Consider the following 19,913-nt stretch of genomic DNA (forward strand, 5'->3'; position numbering starts at 1 on the left):
ACGACGCAGGGTCGTTCGACGTTGCCACAGGTGTTCAAATGTGGAATCACCCCGAAAGACACGACCAGCATAAGCCGAGCATCAAAAGGATGGTGGTTTTTCCATCCGTTGATGAACGGCTTATGTCACGAGTGTCTTTCGGGGTGATGGAACAAGACGAGTTATTTCCCCACCAGCCCTTCTCCATAACAACATAACGGATCCGAACTATCTCGAAACTGAGTCTTCAACTATCCGGCCCTATTGCGTAATAAGTCTCTTGTGAAAAATCAAAAATAAACTTAAAAAGACCTATAAAAAAATGAACAAGAACCCTTTGTCAGGCTAAGGCACTTGTTCATCTTAAAATAAATTTTATATACGTTTCTCATTAAACCAGTATGACTTAATTTCCTGGTCCGGATGATACTCAATTACTTCCACATTCATCTGATTATTTTTATCATCTTCAGGTTCTCCTTTTATCTTGTATTTAAAGTTGAGGGCCTGGTCTTTATCAGATAAGTAATATACTTGATCAAATTCTACTGTTTCTCCATTATGCACCACAATAAACGCGTAATGCTTATCCCCTTCTTCAAATACCCCTTTTCCTCCTACCATCAGCTTCTGTTGCGCCAATAGTCCAGGAAGTTCTTCTACATTTTCAAAGGTTACTTCTTCTCTTCCGCATCCCGATAGTAAACCGACCATAAGGATGGCAAGTATAATTTTAACTTTCATTTCGATTCCTCTTCTTCCTATTTTAGATTGGAGAATAATGTCCACCCCTTTCCTCATATATCTTATATGGATACTTAAGACAAGGGGAGGCTTTTCTATTGATTCATTATGTAAAAAAAGGCGAAACACTAACTCAGATATCCAGAGATTACCGAAAACCTTTAATGGAAATTATCAAAGCTAACCCCACCATCAATCCAAATATAATTGTACCCGGCCAGCCTATCGTCATCCCGGGTTTTCCCAGTACAGCCAGCATTCCCTACAGCATCGATATTTCACTCAATAATCGTAAACTAACTCTTATAAAAAATGGGGTCAAGCAAAAGGTGTATCCCATTGCTGTTGGCCGAATGCTGCAAGGCACACCGACAGGAAGCTTTATTATTATTAACAAAGCTCCCAATCCAGGAGGTCCATTTGGTACTTTCTGGATGAGTTTATCAAAAGAACATTATGGCATTCATGGTACAAATAATCCCAGCTCAATCGGCAAAGCCGTTTCGAAGGGCTGTATTCGTATGTACAATCGGGATGTAGAAGAATTGGCCAGTATCATCCCTATAGGGGCTCAAGTTGTTATCCACGGTTAAATGCCATTTTAAAAGACATGATAGTGAAAAATTTCATGCTTTTCTTTCCTAAAAAAATCCCCCATGAAGGAGAGACTCCTCTCTAACATGGAATCTCTCTCATTACCTAGTTCTATACAATATAATCATAAGACTAATTGACTTCACTGGTACTAATAATCTCAATGTTATTTAAAGCTTGAGAAGCTAAACGATCCGCTTCTCGGTTATCTTTCCTTGAAATTAAGTGATACTGAGGTTGAATTCCTAGTTGAGTAAGCTTTTCGTCAATTCGATCCGCCCATTTAGCCAGCGATACTTCCAGACACGGCCACTCTCCAATTAATTGATTGATAACGACTTGAGAATCACCAATAAATTTCACGGGCAAATGATGTACCCCTAATAAATCCAGTTCAAGCAATGCGTTATGAAGTGCAGCATACTCTGCTTCATTATTTGTGTCAAGCTCATGTACTAAAACATTTTTTCTAAGGCGAAAAGATTTGCCATTCTGATCATAGTAGATGGCGCAGCCGAGTCCTGAATTCTTGGTTCCCAAATCAAAACCCCCGTCAAAATATACTTTTACATTGTGGGGCTCCGTCTGAATCCCTTTCATATACTCCTTCAATTCTTTTAATGTCCATTCGGTGTTGTAGCTATCTAGAAAAGTAATTGACTCCGCACGCTTTGTCTTTAGCATATCCTCCGCAATCAGGATTGCTTGTGAAGCATGTAATTCATCCGAAGTAAAGTTTGCCTGCGGACCTTTTGGAACGTGGTACGCAAATTCCATTCTTACATCCATGAGATGACCCCTTTGCTTTAGATATCTCTTTATTATGTTCCAAAACTATTCTTTACACTATAATAGCGGTAAGAGTGCCCTATCCAAAAGACGAATTCGCTTTAGTGGAAGCAGAACAAAGCAGCTATTTAACTTGTTTTTTATCTAATTTGCTAACTTATATTAATAAGAGTGAGTAAGAAACGCATAGACTAAGTCTATGCGCCTTTGACCTAATATCATTCAGCTAAAACTCCTAATCCAAGTGTTGTTTACAATTTCTTTATAAAGCAGTACAAGAGTCGCGGCGATAGCAAAAATCGTTAAAGGTAATGCGGCCAATTCACTTTGCAAAGTTCCTATTATAATCGCAATAAATGCCCAGGTTAATGTTAAGAAATAAGACAGGCTGAATTTCATTTCCATTAAGAAATAATGAGCAGTAAAGGCAGCTAAAAACAGAACAAGTAACTGTCACGACAACCCTAAAAAGTTACTCAGTGGCAAACCATAATAATAAAGGGCAGAAGCTAAATTAGCGAAAACTGCTACTGTCGTCCAGCCAAAATATAAGGCAAACGTAAGAAGGACAATCACTTCTCGGAGAATTTTAAAGAGACTGAAAGAAGCTCCCGGAATACCAAATCAGGAAGGCGCAGTCTGCTGGAATAATAAAAGGATCGCTTCCAGATTCCTCAAAAAGCGGACCAAAACGTTGAGCAATTATTACTGTTATGGGCTAGGATAATGCTGTCAGCAGTACAATACTACGTTTAATGATTTTCCATTTATCTTTCATCCAATGCCACAGCCCCTTCACCTATCTTCTCTCCTCGTTTACTTTCTTTGTATTATTATACCCTCTTCTTAACAACAAATAAATGGCAAGCATCTACTCTATTCTTATACAATTCAAAGTGAACCCAACTGTAAACAATAATTTAAAAGAAGCGCCTGCTATATGAGCAGGCGCTACTAGTCCTAAGATGCTTCTTTAAATAGTTCAGCTACAATTTCATAGGATCGAATTCTTGCTTCGTGGTCGTAAATCTGAGAAATAACCATCAATTCATCAGCCTGTGTTTTATCAATAAAACTTTGGAGCTGTTCTCGAACGGATTCCTTACTTCCAATGATTGAAGAACCTAATTGCTGTCGAAGAGCCATTATTTCTCTTTCAGATGCCACTTCCTCAATACTTTCAACAGGCGGCTGCAGCGGTAGTTCCGTACTCCTGATCAGATTTAAAAACTGTTGATATAAAGAGGTAGCTAAACGTTCTGCTTCTTCATCTGTATCTGCAGCTATGATGTTAACTCCCAGCATCGCATGAGGACTCTCCATAGATTCTGAGGGTTGGAATTGATTGCGGTACAGATCAAGAGCAGCCAGTGTATTGTTAGGTGAAAAATGACTAGCGTAAGCAAAAGGCAAACCAAGCTGTGCTGATAATTGGGCACTAAATCCACTAGAACCAAGGAGCCATATAGGTACATTCAGACCCGTTCCAGGAATGGCACGAACATTCTGCTTCCCGGAACTTAAGGAAGGATTAAAATACGATCGAAGTTCATTCAGCAATCTCGGAAAATCCTGACCGTCACTCTGCAGTTCTCTCCTCAACGCCTGAGCTGTAACTCCATCAGTACCCGGCGCTCGTCCCAGACCTAGATCAATCCTTCCCGGATATAACGTTTCAAGAGTTCCAAATTGTTCCGCAACGACTAAAGGAGCATGATTAGGAAGCATAATTCCACCGGAACCCACTCTAATTGAATTTGTATTACCGGCTACGTGGCCTATTAATAATGAGGTGGCCGAGCTCGCAATAAAAGGCATATTATGGTGTTCAGCCAACCAATAACGATTATATCCCCATGCTTCCACATGCTGTGCCAGATCAATTGTATTTTGAAAAGAAACAGTTGCTGAGCCCCCTTCTGTAATAGGAGATAAATCCAGTACAGAAAACGGAATAGATTGAATCTTCTTTTGTATATTAGACATAAACTTCATCTTCTTTCTATTAAATTAATTACAGTAAATCCAATACTAGAAGCGTATCAGGGACATTTATTTTTTCAAAATAAAACGATTCCGAACTATATTATTAGATGGTAATTGTAATTTCCCACTGAATACTCAACTACTACTATTACAATATAATTATAAGCTTAGTTTAATTTTTTGAATTTAATGTTTATTCTGAATATTAAAGGGTATCAGTTGGAGCACAAGGAGATTTATTTATTGAAATATTATTCTTGGCTAATGAATGACCCCGATGAAGCTCACCATGAATCAATACTTTAGAAGGAGTGTTTAATTGTGGAAGATCTTTAACCATCCAGGTACAGTAGTGAACCCGAAATTGTAAAAAGGAAGGATCCTGTTATTCATACTGATCGTTCAAAAGACCATGAGTCACCATTGTCGACCGAACAACTTGATTTCTATGAACAAAATGGGTTTCTTCAAATAGAGAACTTCTTTTCTGAACAGGAAGTTTCTGAAATGCAAAAAGCAATTTTTGAGCTGCAGAATTCTAATCAGGACAGTGAATCGGATATGATTATCCGCGAGCCGGAAGGAAACGAAATTCGTTCTATTTTTAAAGTTCACGATAGTGATGAGTATTTTAAAAAAGTAGCTAATGATCAGAGAATATTAGACATTGTGAACCATTTACTCGGAAGTGAAGTTTATATTCATCAGTCACGAATTAATTACAAGCCTGGATTTACCGGCAAAGAATTTGATTGGCACTCTGACTTTGAAACGTGGCATGTAGAAGACGGCATGCCAAGAATGAGAGCCGTAAGTTTATCGATTGCATTATCAGATAACTACATATTTAATGGTCCGCTTATGCTTGTACCAGGTTCTCAAAATTACTATGTGAAATGTGTCGGTGAGACTCCTGAAGATAATTACAAGGAATCTCTAAAAAGACAGAAGTTAGGAGTACCTGATCAGGAAAGCATGAGATGGCTCGCCGATCAAGGAGGAATTTCTGTTCCAACAGGTAAAGCCGGAGCTATAACACTGTTTGAATCCAATACTATGCATGGTTCAAACGGAAATATAACACCCTATCCTAGAAATAACATGTTCATGGTCTATAACAGTGTAGAAAATCAGCTGGTTGAACCTTTCTCCGGGAATCAGGCACGTCCTGATTTTATCGCCGAACGTAACCCTAAACTTAAAGTAAACAAATAAAATAAAGCGCCAAGCATTTGAAGGCTTGGCGCTTTATTTAGTTCTAGGAAAGGTTTATTATACGTTGTAAAAAGTCCCCACTTACTATTTATCTATCATCCTTCCCGCCCACAGAATAGAAGGGAATGAACATTTTGCGGCCAGCAATAGAAACAAAATTTAACACATACAGCTGAACGTTAAATTAAATTAAAAAAGTCTCTTATTACTATGGAGAAGCCAATTACAAAAGTAAGCAGATAAATAAAACCTTCACTACGATGTTTAGCTTTAACATTCTCAAATCCGAACAGTAAGAAAACAACAGGTAAAAAATAAAAAATGAAGTTCGGAAGTGGATCAAAGTTTTCATTCATTAATCGGTAGCTAAATAAAAATATAGAAATTATCGCTAATAGGAGAGTTATTTTCCGAAACAAGCTCACATTCCTCGCCCCCTTTAAAATAATTTGCGGTCTGCCACAATTTGGTGATTTTTCAAAAAAACCACCTATCTTATTGTATAATAAGTTCCACTTGATGTTGGATATTAAACCCTACGGTACTATAAAACCTAAAAAAGACTCCTCCTTTGTTCACAAGAAGAATCTCTACTATCACTTTCTTCTCATCCCCTTTATAATGATAGGGGTATGAATTATATAGAAGGAAATAGGTGTTTCACATGAGTTTACTTACAGTAAAAGAATTAAGTCACGGTTTCGGAGACCGCGCTATCTTTGAAAATGTTTCTTTTCGTCTATTAAGAGGCGAACATATAGGTTTAATTGGTGCTAATGGTGAAGGTAAATCAACGTTTATGAACATGATTACTGGTAAGGTAGAGCCTGATGCCGGTAAAATCATTTGGTCTAAAAACATTCGAATAGGTTATTTGGATCAACACGCAGATCTACAGCAAGGTATGACAATAAGAGATGTCTTGAGAACTGCATTCCAATATCTGTTTGATATGGAAAGTGAAATGAATCATCTGTTTGGAAAGATGGGTGAAGTGGATCCCGAAGAACTGGAAAGCTTGCTTGAAGAAACCGGACGGCTGCAAGACACGTTGACTAACAATGATTTTTATACGATCGATGCAAAAGTTGACGAAGTTGCTAATGGACTTGGACTTGATGAAATCGGGCTTGAGCGCGATGTTACAGACCTAAGCGGTGGACAGCGTACAAAAGTATTACTTGCCAAACTGCTTTTGGAGAAACCCGATATATTATTATTAGACGAGCCTACAAACTATCTCGATGTTGAACATATAGAGTGGCTAAAAAAATACCTCCTGGAATATGAGAATGCATTTATCCTTATTTCCCATGATATTCCATTTTTGAATAGTGTCGTAAACATTATTTATCACGTGGAAAACCAGGAATTAACCCGGTACCCGGGCGACTACAATGAATTTTTAAAAGTGTACGACATGAAAAAGCAACAGCTTGAAGCCGCTTATAAAAAGCAGCAAAAAGAAATTGCTAATCTAAAAGACTTTGTAGCTCGTAATAAAGCTAATGCTGCGACGAGTAAAATGGCAATGTCCCGACAGAAGAAACTTGATAAAATGGACGTCATCGAACTTGATTCTGAAAAACCAAAACCCCAGTTTAACTTTAAACAAGCTCGAACCCCAGGGAAATATTTGTTTGAGACTAATGATCTTGTCATCGGGTATGACGAACCTCTTTCCAGACCTCTCAACTTATCTATGGAACGCGGGGAGAAAATTGCATTATCTGGAGCGAACGGAATTGGTAAAACTACACTATTAAAAAGCATTCTTGGGGAAATACAGCCGGTTGAAGGCTCCGTTCAATTAGGAGATCATCTTCATATTGGCTATTTTGAACAAGAATTAAAAGAAACAAGCAAAAACACGTGTATTGAAGAAATTTGGGAGGAATTTAGACATTTTACCCAATATGAAGTACGTGCTTCCCTTGCAAAATGCGGTTTAACAAAAAAACATATTGAAAGTAAAGTGCAAGTACTAAGTGGCGGGGAAAAAGCAAAAGTACGTCTTTGTAAATTAATTAACAAAGAAACAAATCTTCTTGTACTCGACGAACCTACCAACCACTTAGATGTAGATGCAAAAGCAGAATTGAAGCGAGCCTTACAGGATTATAAGGGAAGTGTCCTGCTTATTTCTCACGAACCAGATTTCTATATGGATGTTGTTACAGACGTATGGAATTGCGAAGATTGGACTACGAAAGTTTTCTAATTGTACATTTAAACGTCCAGAACATGATACATGTTCTGGACGTTTAGTATTTTCAATTGAGATTTCTTTTTGTAAGCTTAAAATAATCCATTGTTGAGGTTTCTTCAAAACCGCAAGTCTGATAAAGACTTAAGGCATTCCTATTTTTCACTGCCACTTGAAGCTTAATATCATCGACTTTTATTTCATTCAACTTCTCTATAGATCTTAATAAAATTTCTCTTCCATACCCCCTGCCCCGATACTCTGGTAGTACTCCTAAGCCATAAATTGCACCGATGCTGTCTTCCCTATTCAAGTGCACTTTCCCTATACATGATTGCTCAAGCTCAGCCAAATAAATATCAACCCCATGCTTAGCCTCTTCTTCTGGAAGAGTGAGTTCAGTGCCGGGAGCAGTTTGAAAGTAAATGTTATTTTGTCTCGCAATTTCTTTTGCGTCCTTATTCATTGCTTTCCTAAGGGAAATCTGCCTTGAAGCAGTCTTTTCTCCTGGCTCATTCATCAGGAACATTTCGTATTCAGACATGTCATAATGAGCCCCAGTAGATTTAATAAATGCTTGACCTGAGCACGAATGTTGATCTGATAGTAATAACATATTTTCAGATGGCCTTCTGAGCCATTCACCTTCGACAAATTCATATAGTCGGCTAAAGACTCCTCTTCTTCTGTAATCCGGGTGAACCATTCCATTCACTTCCATCACTTCGGACCCGAATTGACATATACCGATGTATCCTATAAGCATTTCTCCCTCATAAAACATAAATTCATTGGACTTATTTATATCTTTCATTTCATGAAAAGAATGGCTTAATTTATAATCAAGTTCTAGTTTGAGCGATATATTATCATGTGCTATGCAGGCTTCCATTAGCTTTGTAACTCTTTTATAATCATCATAATTCGGAAATTCTTTAATGACTATACTGGGGTTTTTAATTGGAACCATACATTCTCATCTCCTTTTGAAGATCTTTTAGTTATAGAATTATAGTCAAGAAAACTTACGGAATTGCCCCGAGGTAGAAGAAATATAATTTTGTAAATGATCTAGTGATATTTATTCTGCTGACTAAGAAATCAGTCCACCTTTGTTTTAAAATTGAGATCTTATATACCTTTCGAGATTATACTCCAAAAAAAGAACGCTTATATTAAAAGAGTACCTTTAATATAAGCGTTAACTTAACTTATTTTCAATATAAGTTATCCACCTCACCAGCTGCCAGGGAGTATTCCATAAGAAAAATCATCCCACTATCATTTCCCGGAAACATTTCAACTAACAACGAAAGATTTAACACTATTCAGATTGGGATAAAACATTTAAGCTAATACCTCACCCGGACGCGTATTTTTATACCAGTGATAGCACAATAACACGATAATGATGAGGTCAATAAAGTCTCCACCATAGTACATAAGCATTCCACCTGTCTGCGCTTCTTGGACACCAACTCCCTCAGGGGGATGAGCGTAGATATATTTTGAGAGAATACCGTGGGCTGCCAAGGCACCAATTAAAACGATGGATCTGTATATATAACTGAGCCGGTGATAAACAGGGTCTATGTAAATTAATGATGCTGTAAAAATGTAGCCTGCTGCAAAAATATGGACATGCACTAAGATATGAACCATAAGGTTCGTATGCATCCAACTGTACAAACTCGTTGTATAAAGAATCCAAAGACCGCCAATATTCAGTACAGAGGCTATTATAGGATGAGTAATAAAACGCACAGGATAACTGCGAAGCAGGCTGGCTACAACTTTCGCTTGTCTTACAGGAAGTGACCGTAAAAGTAGGGTAACGGGAGCTGACATAACTAGTATAACAGGAGCAAGCATACCAAGCAGGAGATGACTGACCATATGCATAGTAAAATTGCTCATTGCCTGATATGCGATTGGTCCTATAACAGATATAGCAGCACAAACTATACCAAATGCGAAACTAACATACCGATACCAGGGCCATACTTTTAATCGATTATGACGGCTTGAACGCACTCCTGCATCTATATACAAGATAACGATAAGGAGAGCTCCAATACTTATAAATAGCGCGGACATACCGGTTGTAACATTTGCAATCTGAGCGTGATTCACTATTATTTTCTCCCGCCTGGGATGCTGTTCCTTCTTCGGGTCTTATATAAAATGATGCTTCCTGCAATAATCATCAGTACAGCTGATCCATTCCATACAAGGTCGTATGGTAATAGATCCTCCACATACCTTATTTGGTGAATTCCCATCAGTTTATGTTGAATGGTTCCATCATAAAGTTGAAACCCTCCCGCTCCAATTAAAACGGCTCCCCACCATTTGACAGGCCAGAAGGCATTTCTGCGGCGCAGATCAGCCACTAAAAATAAAGCAGCCACTGTTGCAAACCAACTGAAAGCATGAAAGAATCCATCGGATACTAACCCGATATCGGTAGTTGATTTATCGTAAAAATGATGCCAGTGTAACAATTGATGAAAAACGGTTTCATCAATAAAAGCAGCTACTCCTATACCAAACAATATTCCTGCACCTATGTTCCTAAACGAATACCTAAGCTTTTCTTCATTATTTGACATATTATTTCTATTTATTTTTTCTGTCACCTTCTATAGACTCCTTATTATATTTTGTGTTCTCCTTAAAAATTCCATTTTTACCCATACCTTATAATGTGAAGATGTAAACCTGATAAAGTTCATATATTTCCTAATTCCGAATGGATCGCTGCTTTTTATTTATTTAGCTGTGTTAACCTCCGTGTTGATTTTAAGGTTAAGCTCCCAATACTAGAAGACTCGATTTCGATATAAATGAGCCCGTTACTAAAATAGGGACGAGGGTTGGTTGAAAAATAAGTCGCTTTCCTGCGTCCCTACACGCCGCAGGGGCGATCGATATGGCCACAGGTCGTTTCACTCCCCGTGCGGGACTCTAATCGTTATGGCTCATTACATTCAGTAACTAGCTAAAATATCCATTCGATGGAACGAGTATCATCTTCAAAGAAAGAGTCTTCACCGCTCCGATTTTTATGATAGATGCTCAACTTTGAGAAATCAGGTGTCTGACTGTTAACAGCCTGATATTTTTTGTGAGCAAGGAGAAGAATAGGAACTAGGTCTGCTCTTCCATACACAGATATATCGTAAAGTTGTATAAGAAATGAAGGAGGCAGATAATAAACTACTTCAACAGGGATAGTAAAATTATCCGGCCAATGGTATTGTCCATTCAAACTCAACGAAATTTTTGTAAACATAGATGCTTTTGTATAAAGTTTCTTGCTTTCTGAAGTTCAAAATCTTCTTTCTTGTATAATCCAGAAAACAGCAAAGCATAATAGGCTTCAATAGTTGAGGATAAGATGCCGCTTTCTTCATCATAAAACAACTTCCAGGCCCCGTTTCTATCCTGTCTGCTTATAATACGGCCGGTAAGTTGCTGAATCAATTCTTCTTCATGAAGATTAAGGGTACGTAATAAAATAATCATATAAGCATCCGTAATAATTCCAGTTTCAAAAGGATAATTCCAGGATCCATCCATGGTCTGCTGTTCTTCAAAGAGGTTAATAAGCCGCATAATTTCTAATTCAACAATCTCCTTCAACCTCTGCCTCTATCTGTCCTATCAATAGTTTAAATGTATTCATCAGGCGCTACATCCATGCTGCGAAAGGAGGCTGAAGCTATTGTTAAGAAAGTGGATAACGAATCATAACCATTACTCCATGTTAAAAGCAGAATTGAAAAATATAATAAAAGAAAAACCCATTTCTACCCTCTCGAAAGAAGAAAGAAAGCTTATCCTGAGCATTCGTGAAAAAACGAAGCAAAAAAACAGGAACAATGTTACTAGAACCATGGCTTACCTGGAATATTTCAAACTCCATCCAGAGGTCCATTGGTCTTTATTAGCTCATTTGGTTTCTAGAAATGCCGGCTGGAATATGACCGATTTAAAGGGAGAATTTTTGACCAGACTGCTTTCCCCAAAAGAACAAAATGATTTTTACCTTTTTCTTGAAAGAGGAAACTGGCTCATATTTCAGGATGCCTATCCGCAGTTATTACTTTATGAAGCGAGCAAGAAACAGAATACCTCCTTATTTCACTTACTGACTCATTTGAATGTATCACGATTTATGGAGCCTTTTTGGATAAACTTTTGGAAAAATCAATCCAGTCCGCTGCTCACGACAGCTTTAATTATAAACGAACAGAATTATATCGAGAGTCGGGTTATCCTGAATGATCAGTATCAAAAAAATGTGCTTCATACAATCTTATTTAGACTACAAGATGTATTTGACTTGAATCACATACTAATTCCTTACGAAACGCAAAGTACTAAAAAAACAAATTTTGTAGGAGGAACCGTTCATCATTTTTCTTCATTAGAAGATCGTATTCTATTAGGTAAAAAACTTTATCATGATCTTTATTCCATTAAAAGCCGTCTTAATTACATCATAATTTGGACAGATCAGCATCCTCATACAGGGTCACGTCACGATTTTTGGCCTCATCTATTTACTGAGATTAAAAAAACTTTTCCTGGTTCTAACCAAATGCTGCCTCATACGCCTATTGAACCGAATAAGAACAGTCCACGTATTTACAGTCCTAACCTGAAAGATGTTTGGGAAGATTGGACACACTCTGCCGCTGAAGAGGGGGATTGGTTCAAGGACATGGCGATGTTTCCATTAGTTAAGAAGAAAATTAATGACAAAGAGGAAAATGTATTAAACCATTACTGGAATACGATCGAAAAGCTGGAGATAGCGGTATTTGCTAAGAAATTATTTACTCGTCATTCTCATTATTAGATAATGAAACTTTCTTATCGTTACAAAATGAAGGTGGATGTGAGGGTTAAATATCCAAGAGCAGGCAATCGTTGAGGATTTCACTATCCAAACCAGCCATATGAACTGCATTCCTTAATACATGAAAAAACGTCCCCTTAACTTATAAAAGGGACGTTTTCGTTTTTCTCTTTAACCAATATCAAACTTTTCTTTAAAGACCGAGCTCAATTCACTCCATACATCAAACATGTTTCCATCTATATCGTAAAAAATAAAGTTCTTGCCACCATGGCCCCTGTTTTCAAATGGGCCAACCTGGACTCCTTGACTAGCCAATTCGTTATAAAGTATTTCAAGCTCCTCTTGACCATTTACTTCAAAGGTTAACGAAAAGCACTCTTCACCTCTCTCATCAATAAAATTGGCAGTTTCTTTCTTTTTTGCTTTTACAAGAAAGAAACTTAGGTTTGCCATATTAACTATGGCTTTATTCTCATCTTTATACGTGACGTAAGCTCCTAATTTATCTACATACCAGTCTGCTGCTTCGTCCACACGTTGAACAGGCAGATAAACCGTTCCCACCCTGAGTAGATTTTTTGTCATACTTGGGATCTCCCCTTACTTTCAGTAAGTATTGTTAATAAAACCAAATGGGCAGAGCGCAATTTATTTGTTTTCCATTAATAAGTGACACCATTAACTATTATTTCTAAGACCCTGTAAAGTCCCCAAGCAAGCAGCAGAAGACTTAATATACATACTATTAAAAACTCGTATATTCTTTCTTTCCGCTTCAACTTCATAATAGAATAGCCACTCATTAATGCTGCTGCTATAATAATTGCTAAGCTCTCATCCAATGTAGATTCTGTAAACGACTGTAAGAGCGCAATGATTACAATACCAAGGATCGCCAGTCCTTTTTTCTCTACTGAATAAATTTCCTCCTTTAAAATTATATCCCTAATTTGTTTCCAATTGGGCATGTTTGACCACCTGTCCAACCCTTCAGGCTGTAGTTAACTATTTATTTGAACGATCTCCAATATTATTTTTACTTCATCTCATTGAAAAGAGATTGTAGAGAGATCCTCAAACTTTAGCCTTTATTGTATTCTCTGTTTAACCAAAATTGTAAAAGTGCGTTTCCAACGACTACTAGATAAGCGATAGTGGCTGGGACAACGGTCTTGTGTCAGCTGATTCTATACTTTCTACCACTATTAAGTCCTCTTTACCTTAATCTTAATTTCTATTCCCAGGCTTAATAATCCTTCCTTTCTATTATTAAAAACACGCTCTCATTGTAAAAGAGCGTGTTTTAATCTTGGGGATCAGCCTCCAATATAGCGGTTATAAAGCGCTTTGGCTTCGCTTATATCTTTCGTATCATGAATAAGTACGCGACCATCCTGAAAAGCTACCAGCCGGCGCCCTTCTATCGTAAGATTCACAAGAAAAGAATTTCCTTCTACTTTTCCGCCCTCGACAGCCTGAAGCCTCTCAGAGAGTTCATCCAAATTTCTTTTTTCCTTGTTTGCTGGACGAATTTGCACCGTGTCCCGTCCGCATAATACCGCTGTTCTAGATAAATTTACAGGGTCGAGATGAGGATAGGTGGCTGCCTGCCCGCAAGAAGGGCAATCGTCTTTTTTTAGTTTTTCTACCTTAATTGTTGACTGTTGGTTTTTCCAAATATCGAAATAAAACAGGTTTCTTCTTAGAGATTTGTAATCTTCTACTAAAAGCTTCAATGCTTCGGTAGTTTGATAAGCAGCAACAATTTGAACGGCAGGGCTGATAATCCCCACGGTATCGCATGTTTCTCCTCCCATGGGAACAGATCCTAACAAACATGAGAAGCAGGGAGTCTGCCCTGGAACTACAGTATAAGAAAGTCCATAACTACCTGTACAGGCGCCGTAAACCCAGGGTACTTGATATTTCTGTGAAGCATCATTGAGAAGCATCCTGGTTTCAAAGTTATCGGTAGCATCAATCATAATATCTACACCTTCGACCAGTTCTTCAATTTCGTGAATTGAAACATCCAAGATCTCACCTGATATACTGATTTCCGAATTTATTTCTCTCAATCGATTGGCTGCAGCTACTGCTTTTGGAATACGTTCCACCGCATCCCTCTCAGTGAACAGCTGCTGGCGCTGCAGATTGCTCCACTCTACATAATCTCGATCGACTACCGTTATTTTCCCAACACCCGCACGGGCCAGCATTTCCGCATTACTTGTTCCTAAAGCTCCTGCTCCTATTAAGAGCACATGCTTTTCCCTTAGTTTTTGCTGTCCATTTTCGCCAATAGGTGAAAACAATATTTGTCTAGAATATCTTTCCTTCAACCAATGCTCATTCCTTCCGTAGGACTGCTTGCTGTCGCGTAAGTTTTCTTAGGGATTCGACCTGCTTCATAACCTAATCTGCCGCCCTCAATTGAGAGCTTCATCGCCCGGGACATTTTCACAGGGTCTTCCGCTTGAGAAACAGCCGTATTTAGTAAGACACCGTCAGCCCCAATCTCCATCGCCAGAGCTGCATCGGTCGGGGAACCTATGCCCGCATCTACAATAACAGGAACTGTTGACTGCTCTATAATAAATTGTAAATTTAATGGGTTAATAATTCCCTGGCCGGAACCAATCGGTGAAGCCCCAGGCATAATGGTATGCACACCTAAGTCCTGCAGCCTTTTTGCTAGCATAACATCATCCGAAGTGTAAGGCAGTACTATAAAGCCTTCTTCCAATAGTATCTCAGAAGCTTTTAATGTTTCAGTCGGATCAGGAAGCAAGGTGCGCTGGTCACCAATTACCTCTACTTTTATCATATCGCATAATCCAGAAGCTTTAGACTGCTTAGCCGTTCTGACTGCTTCCTCTGCCGTTTTAGCACCCGCCGTGTTTGGAAGCAGTGTGTATGGAACGGTATTAATCATTTCCAATAAATTAGGCTGATCTGCTTCCTGGCAAAATTCATCCAACTCTTTTTTTCCATCTGAAAGTACATGAAGTTCCCGCTTCAAACCCAACCCACTTCCTTTTCCAGAAAAAAACCGCTCCCCATAGGGAAGCGGTTATATAGCAAATATTTGAAAGCACATATGCTACACCCTCTACTTTCTTACGCTGGTATCGTCCAGATCAGGTTCTAGAGTTCAAACGCATTTGTCTCAGCCCGAAGGCACCCATAGTAGAGCTTGTGTCAATACTTTATTAAATTCAGTGTAACATTGGATCTTTTTAATTTCCAATATAATACAAGTGTCAACCAGAACAAAATCTTCCTAAAGAGGATACGAGCAAACAGAAGTTTGAGGATGGATGAATTCATAACTTTTCTCATTTGAAAAAGAACGTAATCTTTGACTCTTATAACTGCTCAAGCTATATTAATAGTAACAAGGGGAGTAGCGACCGGATATCGGCTAATGAACCGTCAATACGGTATTCTTTATACCTGGTTCATTGGACTAAGTTCTGCTTAGTACGCAAGACCTTGGTACAATTTATTTTTGTGCCAGGGTTTTTTTTTATGTTCTGGCAGAAAGGAGAAACGATATGATTTATTTTGTATTCATCCTGGCTGCAGTTGTCGTGGTGATTAGTGCTGTCTACCTCAACCAGTTCGGGGACGTTATTAGCAGGAAATCTTCCTTGAGCGGAGCTGCAGTTGGAACTTTTTTAATCGCCGGAGCTACTTCACTCCCGGAATTAACAACAAGCTTAACCGCTGTGTACATTGACAATCCAGATATAGCGGTTGGTAATATGCTGGGGAGTAATGTATTTAATCTCCTCATTCTTGCCAGTATGGATATTATTTATAGAAGACAACGGTTATTTCAAAGAGTAAATAATAAGGAAAATATCCCATCGGCCTCTATTGGCTTACTATTCCTACTCATTATTATTTTCTCTCTCTGCATACCTGGTTCGATCGAAATTTTCGGGATGGGTATTGAGATGATTGTCATTGTCCTTCTTTATATATTCAGTATGAAGTTTATTTCTGGAGGAGAATCCGAACAAGAAGAAGAAGGACAGACTAAAGATTACTCGCTGAGAGCAGCTGTTATCGGCTTTATTATTGCTTCTGTCATTGTTTTTATTTCTGGAAGTGCTTTATCTGTTTCAGGTGACCGGATGGCTGAAGCATCAGGACTTGATGCGAGTTTTGTCGGCAGCTTTCTAATTGCAGCCTCAACTTCCCTGCCTGAACTGGTAGCCGTGTACGCTGCCTTCAGACTGGCCAATTATAATATGGCCATTGGTTCCATACTGGGAAGTAATTTGTTTAATATTCAACTGTTAGCTTTGACGGACTTGTTATATAGAGAGGGAGCTATCCTCACTTCTGTCCAGGCTTCTCATATATTTATTGCATGTCTTGGAGTCGTTATGACATTAATTATGATCTTTCTGCTTATACGCCCAGCTAGTATGAGAAGTCACTGGCGTTATGCGGCACCTTCTCTTCTCATGACTTTAATTTACTTTATCGCTTCTTATGTATTGTTTTAATAGAAAGTCTATTATCAGCTCCAATCCAAGGAAAAAAAGTAGGCTTCCATTTAATAAATGGAAGCCTACTTTTTAAACGTTTTCCAATCAAGTTCACTTTCATTCAAAAGTTCCTCAAAACTTTTATTTGCTTCTTTCTTCTTTCTTTCTTCAAGGCGCTTCTGCTTTTCTTGCTCCAGACGTTCGGCTTCGCTTTGTTTTAGTTCAGTCTTTTTTAAACGAAGCTGAGTCAATACATCTTCATTTAACTGCTCACTTAGTGATCCTTCTCTTTGTTCTTTCTTACTCATACGGCTTCGCCTTCTTTCACATCTTTTGGAGAGATAATAGGATTAAGAATCCCGTCAGGGCTTGAAAGGCGAAAGCTGTTTTTAATGAAATCCAGTTTCATATCCGGCTTAAAGAAAGTGGCTTGTTGATTATCAATGATCACTTTGTATTCTGCATTTACCACCAAGTTATCTGTCTTCAGAATTTGATCGGTAAACCGGATGGTAGGGAGCCCGTTCACTCCACATCCACACCCCTCTGTATCATAATACAGTCGGATAATTGGGCGACTAGGATCTTTCATATCTTCAAGCTTCTTTTTGGCCTCATCTGTGATACGTAATTTCATTATCGATCCCTCCTAACACTATCATAAAAAAATGATTACCCTATGGCAATTCTCATGCTCATCCGGCCGGTTGCTATCCACCGAGGCACCTCTGACGGTGGAGTAAATTCTATTACGAATGCTAACAGCGACCCAAGCATTTATCATTCTCCAATATTAACAGGCTGTGGCCTTTTTAGAAATATTATAATAGGCACAAATTCAGGGTGCCGTTAAAGTACCGACACCCTCTGGAACGCAGAACCGATTATTTTTTATTAAATTGGCGTTCCATTGCTTTTTCCAGAAAAGCAGGGGCGAGAGAATACATTTTACTGCCCGAATTCATCCATCCTGGCATATTAATCTCTCTCTGCTGAGAAAATAAGTGGTTAACTACCTCAGCCGCTACTTTATTTGGATCCAGCATAAATCGATCTACTGCTTTTTCATAGGCTCCTGTAGGGTCTGCCTGATTAAAGAAATTCGTACGTACTGGCCCCAGGTTCACAGAAGTCACATAGACTCCCTGACTTTCCACTTCCATACGGAGACCATTGGTAAAACCTATGACGGCATGTTTGGTAGCGGCATAAATAGAGGACTTTGGAGTCGCTATTTTGCCAGCTTGAGAAGCGATATTAACGATGTGCCCTCTCCCTTGCTGCAGGAAATGAGGGATCAGTTGATGAGTAGTTCGAAATAAGGATTTTACGTTGATGGAAAGCATTCGATCGATATCCTGCCACTTTGCTTCTGAGACCAGGTCGAAAACAGCCATCCCTGCATTGTTGATCAATCCATCAATAGATCCATGATCATAACATATTTGATCAATAACATCTTTCCATTCGGCATCGTTAGATAAATCAGCTTTGTACCAGTAACAAGGTACGGAAAAGACAGCTTCTATTTTTTCTTTAATAATGGCAAGGCGATCGGCAGACCTAGCAACTAAAATAGGTATGCCTCCTTCACGTGCCACATGAATAGCTAAATACTTACCAATTCCACTTGAAGCTCCCGTTATTAAAACTTTTTTATCTTTGACCAATTCATTCATATAACCATCACCTGTTTACATAATAATATTTTTGTTCACCTGAAAATTCAGCGAGCAACGCTTGTTTGTTTTCTAAGTAATCCAACTGCCCGATCGTTTCAGACATCGTCAGGCCAAACTGACTTTCTATATGTTTAGGAAACAAACGCCTGCATACATCATATGCACATAATCTCTCTTCTTCAAACATATTCAGGACTTTGAATGCACGCTCTTCTTGCTTTTTAAGACGCTGAATGACTAGTTCATCTGTGTTCTGAAACGTCTTTCCGTGTCCCGGATAAACCATTTGAATATTTATATCCAATAATTTATCCATCGAAGCCCGATATTGCAGAAGTGGGCGGGGACGATCTTTCTCCATGCCATATGGAGGTTCTAACAGAGGGTTAGAAGAGATATGAGCAAGCAGATGGTCACCACCAATAAAGGATCCATCAGCCTGTCGATAAAACGAAATATGACTTTGAGCATGTCCGGGAGTTTCTATTGTTACCCATTCCTCGTGCCCTGGAATCCTGTCTCCTTCCATAAGCTCAAGTGTCAATGTGCCTTCTGCGCTCCATTTCAAGGGCTTACGAAGGGACTTGAGCAAGCCTAAATACTGCTCCGGCACCCCTGATTCTTTATACATACGGTAAAAAAATTCCTCATATCTCAAAAAGAAAGCTTCTTCTCTTTCAAGCCATGGTTTTAACTTATGGTGAGCAGCAACTGTGTTCAGATTAGGAAAATGTTCGATCAATCCCATATGATCTGGGTGGTGGTGGGTTAGTACAATCTGATCTATATCACCGGGGCTGTATCCAAGTTCTTTTAACTGAATTATTAATTCATTCCAAGCAGCATCGGTTTTTACACCTGCATCTACCAGAGTGAGTCGATCACCTTTCAGTAAATAGAGGTGTACGTCTCCCACTGCATAAGGGGTTGGAAGTGTTATTTGGTAAATAGCATCTTTTAAGGTTTTCATTCGGAATCCTCCAAACTGAATGAACATTCATTTTATAACCATTGTAGCACGCTTTCTTGATATATTCCTGTTGATTTCAAAAATATCACTACTAATTTTTTAATTTACAATATCTTGTTTGTAGTTATCGATTAGGCTCGTAACACTTGAAGTCCAATATTGTGAAAGTAATCGCTGTAAGTGGAGCAGAATTCCTGGATGCTATTGGTTTGAATAGAATAGGTTTGATTATCGCGTTCATATTGGCGGCTTTCATAAAATTGTTTATGGGAAGCTCATCCGCAAAATGGGCGATTATGGCACCGGTTTTTGTTCCGTTAATGATGCAGCTTGGCTACTCACCTGAGCTGACTACTTTAGCGTACAGAATCGCCGA

The 19,913-nt window shown here is 38.6% G+C and carries 19 protein-coding genes and 3 pseudogenes; 7 read left to right on the top strand and 15 right to left on the bottom strand.

The annotated features are described in order from the left end of the window. Nucleotides 1-197 (top strand): hypothetical protein (locus tag WAM07_RS01655; RefSeq protein ID WP_422164225.1); only part of this gene is annotated, 197 nt, incomplete at its 5' end. A 157-nt stretch (nt 198-354) separates the two neighbouring features. Here WAM07_RS01655 and WAM07_RS01660 read toward each other — a convergent pair. Continuing rightward, nucleotides 355-723: a hypothetical protein gene (locus WAM07_RS01660; protein ID WP_422164226.1), complete on the bottom strand. Its 369-nt coding sequence runs from the start codon at nt 721-723 to the stop codon at nt 355-357. Nucleotides 724-821: 98 nt separating this feature from the next. On the opposite strand from WAM07_RS01660, the gene WAM07_RS01665 reads away from it, so the two are divergent. Continuing rightward, nucleotides 822-1,316 (top strand): L,D-transpeptidase family protein, encoded by a 495-nt coding sequence (locus WAM07_RS01665; RefSeq protein ID WP_422164228.1) that lies wholly within the window; start codon nt 822-824, stop codon nt 1,314-1,316. 133 nt (nt 1,317-1,449) lie between these two features. Here WAM07_RS01665 and WAM07_RS01670 read toward each other — a convergent pair whose 3' ends face one another. Both WAM07_RS01670 and WAM07_RS01675 read right to left on the bottom strand, forming a co-directional pair. After that, nucleotides 1,450-2,106 carry a reverse transcriptase-like protein gene (locus WAM07_RS01670; RefSeq protein WP_422164229.1) on the bottom strand — a complete coding sequence of 219 codons (657 nt, stop codon included), beginning with the start codon at nt 2,104-2,106 and terminating at the stop codon, nt 1,450-1,452. Between the two features lie 960 nt (nt 2,107-3,066). Then, nucleotides 3,067-4,092, bottom strand: coding sequence for an LLM class flavin-dependent oxidoreductase (locus tag WAM07_RS01675; protein WP_422164231.1), 1,026 nt, complete (start codon nt 4,090-4,092; stop codon nt 3,067-3,069). 363 nt (nt 4,093-4,455) lie between these two features. Between WAM07_RS01675 and WAM07_RS01680 the strand changes: the two genes are divergently transcribed. Both WAM07_RS01680 and WAM07_RS01685 read left to right on the top strand, forming a co-directional pair. Further along, nucleotides 4,456-5,307: a proline 4-hydroxylase gene (locus tag WAM07_RS01680; protein WP_422164255.1), complete on the top strand. Its 852-nt coding sequence runs from the start codon at nt 4,456-4,458 to the stop codon at nt 5,305-5,307. Between the two features lie 664 nt (nt 5,308-5,971). Continuing rightward, nucleotides 5,972-7,528, top strand: a complete 1,557-nt coding sequence (locus WAM07_RS01685) for an ABC-F family ATP-binding cassette domain-containing protein (protein WP_422164233.1) — start codon at nt 5,972-5,974, stop codon at nt 7,526-7,528. Between the two features lie 52 nt (nt 7,529-7,580). Here the strand turns inward: WAM07_RS01685 and WAM07_RS01690 are convergent, their stop codons facing one another. From WAM07_RS01690 to WAM07_RS01705, 4 genes and pseudogenes are all read right to left on the bottom strand, one after another. Continuing rightward, on the bottom strand, nt 7,581-8,483 hold the full coding sequence (locus WAM07_RS01690) for a GNAT family N-acetyltransferase (protein ID WP_422164235.1): 903 nt from the start codon (nt 8,481-8,483) through the stop codon (nt 7,581-7,583). Between the two features lie 377 nt (nt 8,484-8,860). Beyond that, nucleotides 8,861-9,646 carry a cytochrome c oxidase assembly protein gene (locus WAM07_RS01695; RefSeq protein ID WP_422164237.1) on the bottom strand — a complete coding sequence of 262 codons (786 nt, stop codon included), beginning with the start codon at nt 9,644-9,646 and terminating at the stop codon, nt 8,861-8,863. 2 nt (nt 9,647-9,648) lie between these two features. Continuing rightward, nucleotides 9,649-10,125, bottom strand: a complete 477-nt coding sequence (locus tag WAM07_RS01700; protein WP_422164257.1) for a DUF2243 domain-containing protein — start codon at nt 10,123-10,125, stop codon at nt 9,649-9,651. 389 nt (nt 10,126-10,514) lie between these two features. Then, nucleotides 10,515-11,131: pseudogene (locus WAM07_RS01705) on the bottom strand (hypothetical protein). A 109-nt stretch (nt 11,132-11,240) separates the two neighbouring features. On the opposite strand from WAM07_RS01705, the gene WAM07_RS01710 reads away from it, so the two are divergent. Further along, nucleotides 11,241-12,380 carry a DUF2515 domain-containing protein gene (locus WAM07_RS01710; protein ID WP_422164239.1) on the top strand — a complete coding sequence of 380 codons (1,140 nt, stop codon included), beginning with the start codon at nt 11,241-11,243 and terminating at the stop codon, nt 12,378-12,380. Between the two features lie 171 nt (nt 12,381-12,551). On the opposite strand, the gene WAM07_RS01715 is transcribed toward WAM07_RS01710, so the two are convergent. The 4 genes and pseudogenes from WAM07_RS01715 to WAM07_RS01730 form a co-directional block, all read right to left on the bottom strand. Continuing rightward, nucleotides 12,552-12,968: a VOC family protein gene (locus WAM07_RS01715; RefSeq protein WP_422164240.1), complete on the bottom strand. Its 417-nt coding sequence runs from the start codon at nt 12,966-12,968 to the stop codon at nt 12,552-12,554. 77 nt (nt 12,969-13,045) lie between these two features. Next, nucleotides 13,046-13,351 carry a hypothetical protein gene (locus tag WAM07_RS01720; protein WP_422164242.1) on the bottom strand — a complete coding sequence of 102 codons (306 nt, stop codon included), beginning with the start codon at nt 13,349-13,351 and terminating at the stop codon, nt 13,046-13,048. Nucleotides 13,352-13,699: 348 nt separating this feature from the next. Next, nucleotides 13,700-14,725, bottom strand: coding sequence for a thiazole biosynthesis adenylyltransferase ThiF (locus WAM07_RS01725; RefSeq protein ID WP_422164244.1), 1,026 nt, complete (start codon nt 14,723-14,725; stop codon nt 13,700-13,702). Continuing rightward, nucleotides 14,722-15,345, bottom strand: a pseudogene (locus WAM07_RS01730) (thiazole synthase); the annotation flags it as partial. The gene WAM07_RS01725 and the pseudogene WAM07_RS01730, both read right to left, overlap by 4 nt. Before the next feature lie 595 nt (nt 15,346-15,940). On the opposite strand from WAM07_RS01730, the gene WAM07_RS01735 reads away from it, so the two are divergent. Next, entirely contained in the window at nt 15,941-16,903 is a 963-nt protein-coding gene (locus WAM07_RS01735) for a sodium:calcium antiporter (protein WP_422164246.1), read from the top strand. Between the two features lie 65 nt (nt 16,904-16,968). Here WAM07_RS01735 and WAM07_RS01740 read toward each other — a convergent pair whose 3' ends face one another. The 4 genes from WAM07_RS01740 to WAM07_RS01755 form a co-directional block, all read right to left on the bottom strand. Continuing rightward, nucleotides 16,969-17,193 carry a YqkE family protein gene (locus WAM07_RS01740; RefSeq protein WP_422164248.1) on the bottom strand — a complete coding sequence of 75 codons (225 nt, stop codon included), beginning with the start codon at nt 17,191-17,193 and terminating at the stop codon, nt 16,969-16,971. Then, entirely contained in the window at nt 17,190-17,522 is a 333-nt protein-coding gene (locus WAM07_RS01745; protein ID WP_422164249.1) for an iron-sulfur cluster biosynthesis family protein, read from the bottom strand. Before WAM07_RS01745 ends, WAM07_RS01740 begins: the two co-directional genes overlap by 4 nt. 247 nt (nt 17,523-17,769) lie before the next feature. Beyond that, nucleotides 17,770-18,564, bottom strand: a complete 795-nt coding sequence (locus WAM07_RS01750; RefSeq protein ID WP_422164251.1) for an SDR family NAD(P)-dependent oxidoreductase — start codon at nt 18,562-18,564, stop codon at nt 17,770-17,772. A 7-nt stretch (nt 18,565-18,571) separates the two neighbouring features. After that, nucleotides 18,572-19,537, bottom strand: a complete 966-nt coding sequence (locus tag WAM07_RS01755) for an MBL fold metallo-hydrolase (protein WP_422164253.1) — start codon at nt 19,535-19,537, stop codon at nt 18,572-18,574. A 152-nt stretch (nt 19,538-19,689) separates the two neighbouring features. Between WAM07_RS01755 and WAM07_RS01760 the strand changes: the two are divergent. Then, nucleotides 19,690-19,913, top strand: a pseudogene (locus WAM07_RS01760) (AbgT family transporter); the annotation flags it as partial.

The organism is Halobacillus sp. (genome assembly GCF_049282395.1).
Lineage (GTDB): Bacteria > Bacillota > Bacilli > Bacillales > Halobacillaceae > Halobacillus.

What these genes read in the sequence shown, in the direction of transcription:
- WAM07_RS01755 (WP_422164253.1), bottom strand. Translation starts at nt 19,537, where the DNA reads ATGAAAACCTTAAAAGATGCTATTTACCAAATAACACTTCCAACCCCT.
- WAM07_RS01720 (WP_422164242.1), bottom strand. Translation starts at nt 13,351, where the DNA reads ATGCCCAATTGGAAACAAATTAGGGATATAATTTTAAAGGAGGAAATT.
- WAM07_RS01700 (WP_422164257.1), bottom strand. Translation starts at nt 10,125, where the DNA reads ATGTCAAATAATGAAGAAAAGCTTAGGTATTCGTTTAGGAACATAGGT.
- WAM07_RS01670 (WP_422164229.1), bottom strand. Translation starts at nt 2,106, where the DNA reads ATGGATGTAAGAATGGAATTTGCGTACCACGTTCCAAAAGGTCCGCAG.
- WAM07_RS01690 (WP_422164235.1), bottom strand. Translation starts at nt 8,483, where the DNA reads ATGGTTCCAATTAAAAACCCCAGTATAGTCATTAAAGAATTTCCGAAT.
- WAM07_RS01660 (WP_422164226.1), bottom strand. Translation starts at nt 723, where the DNA reads ATGAAAGTTAAAATTATACTTGCCATCCTTATGGTCGGTTTACTATCG.
- WAM07_RS01685 (WP_422164233.1), top strand. Translation starts at nt 5,972, where the DNA reads ATGAGTTTACTTACAGTAAAAGAATTAAGTCACGGTTTCGGAGACCGC.
- WAM07_RS01740 (WP_422164248.1), bottom strand. Translation starts at nt 17,193, where the DNA reads ATGAGTAAGAAAGAACAAAGAGAAGGATCACTAAGTGAGCAGTTAAAT.
- WAM07_RS01715 (WP_422164240.1), bottom strand. Translation starts at nt 12,968, where the DNA reads ATGACAAAAAATCTACTCAGGGTGGGAACGGTTTATCTGCCTGTTCAA.
- WAM07_RS01745 (WP_422164249.1), bottom strand. Translation starts at nt 17,522, where the DNA reads ATGAAATTACGTATCACAGATGAGGCCAAAAAGAAGCTTGAAGATATG.
- WAM07_RS01750 (WP_422164251.1), bottom strand. Translation starts at nt 18,564, where the DNA reads ATGAATGAATTGGTCAAAGATAAAAAAGTTTTAATAACGGGAGCTTCA.
- WAM07_RS01675 (WP_422164231.1), bottom strand. Translation starts at nt 4,092, where the DNA reads ATGTCTAATATACAAAAGAAGATTCAATCTATTCCGTTTTCTGTACTG.
- WAM07_RS01735 (WP_422164246.1), top strand. Translation starts at nt 15,941, where the DNA reads ATGATTTATTTTGTATTCATCCTGGCTGCAGTTGTCGTGGTGATTAGT.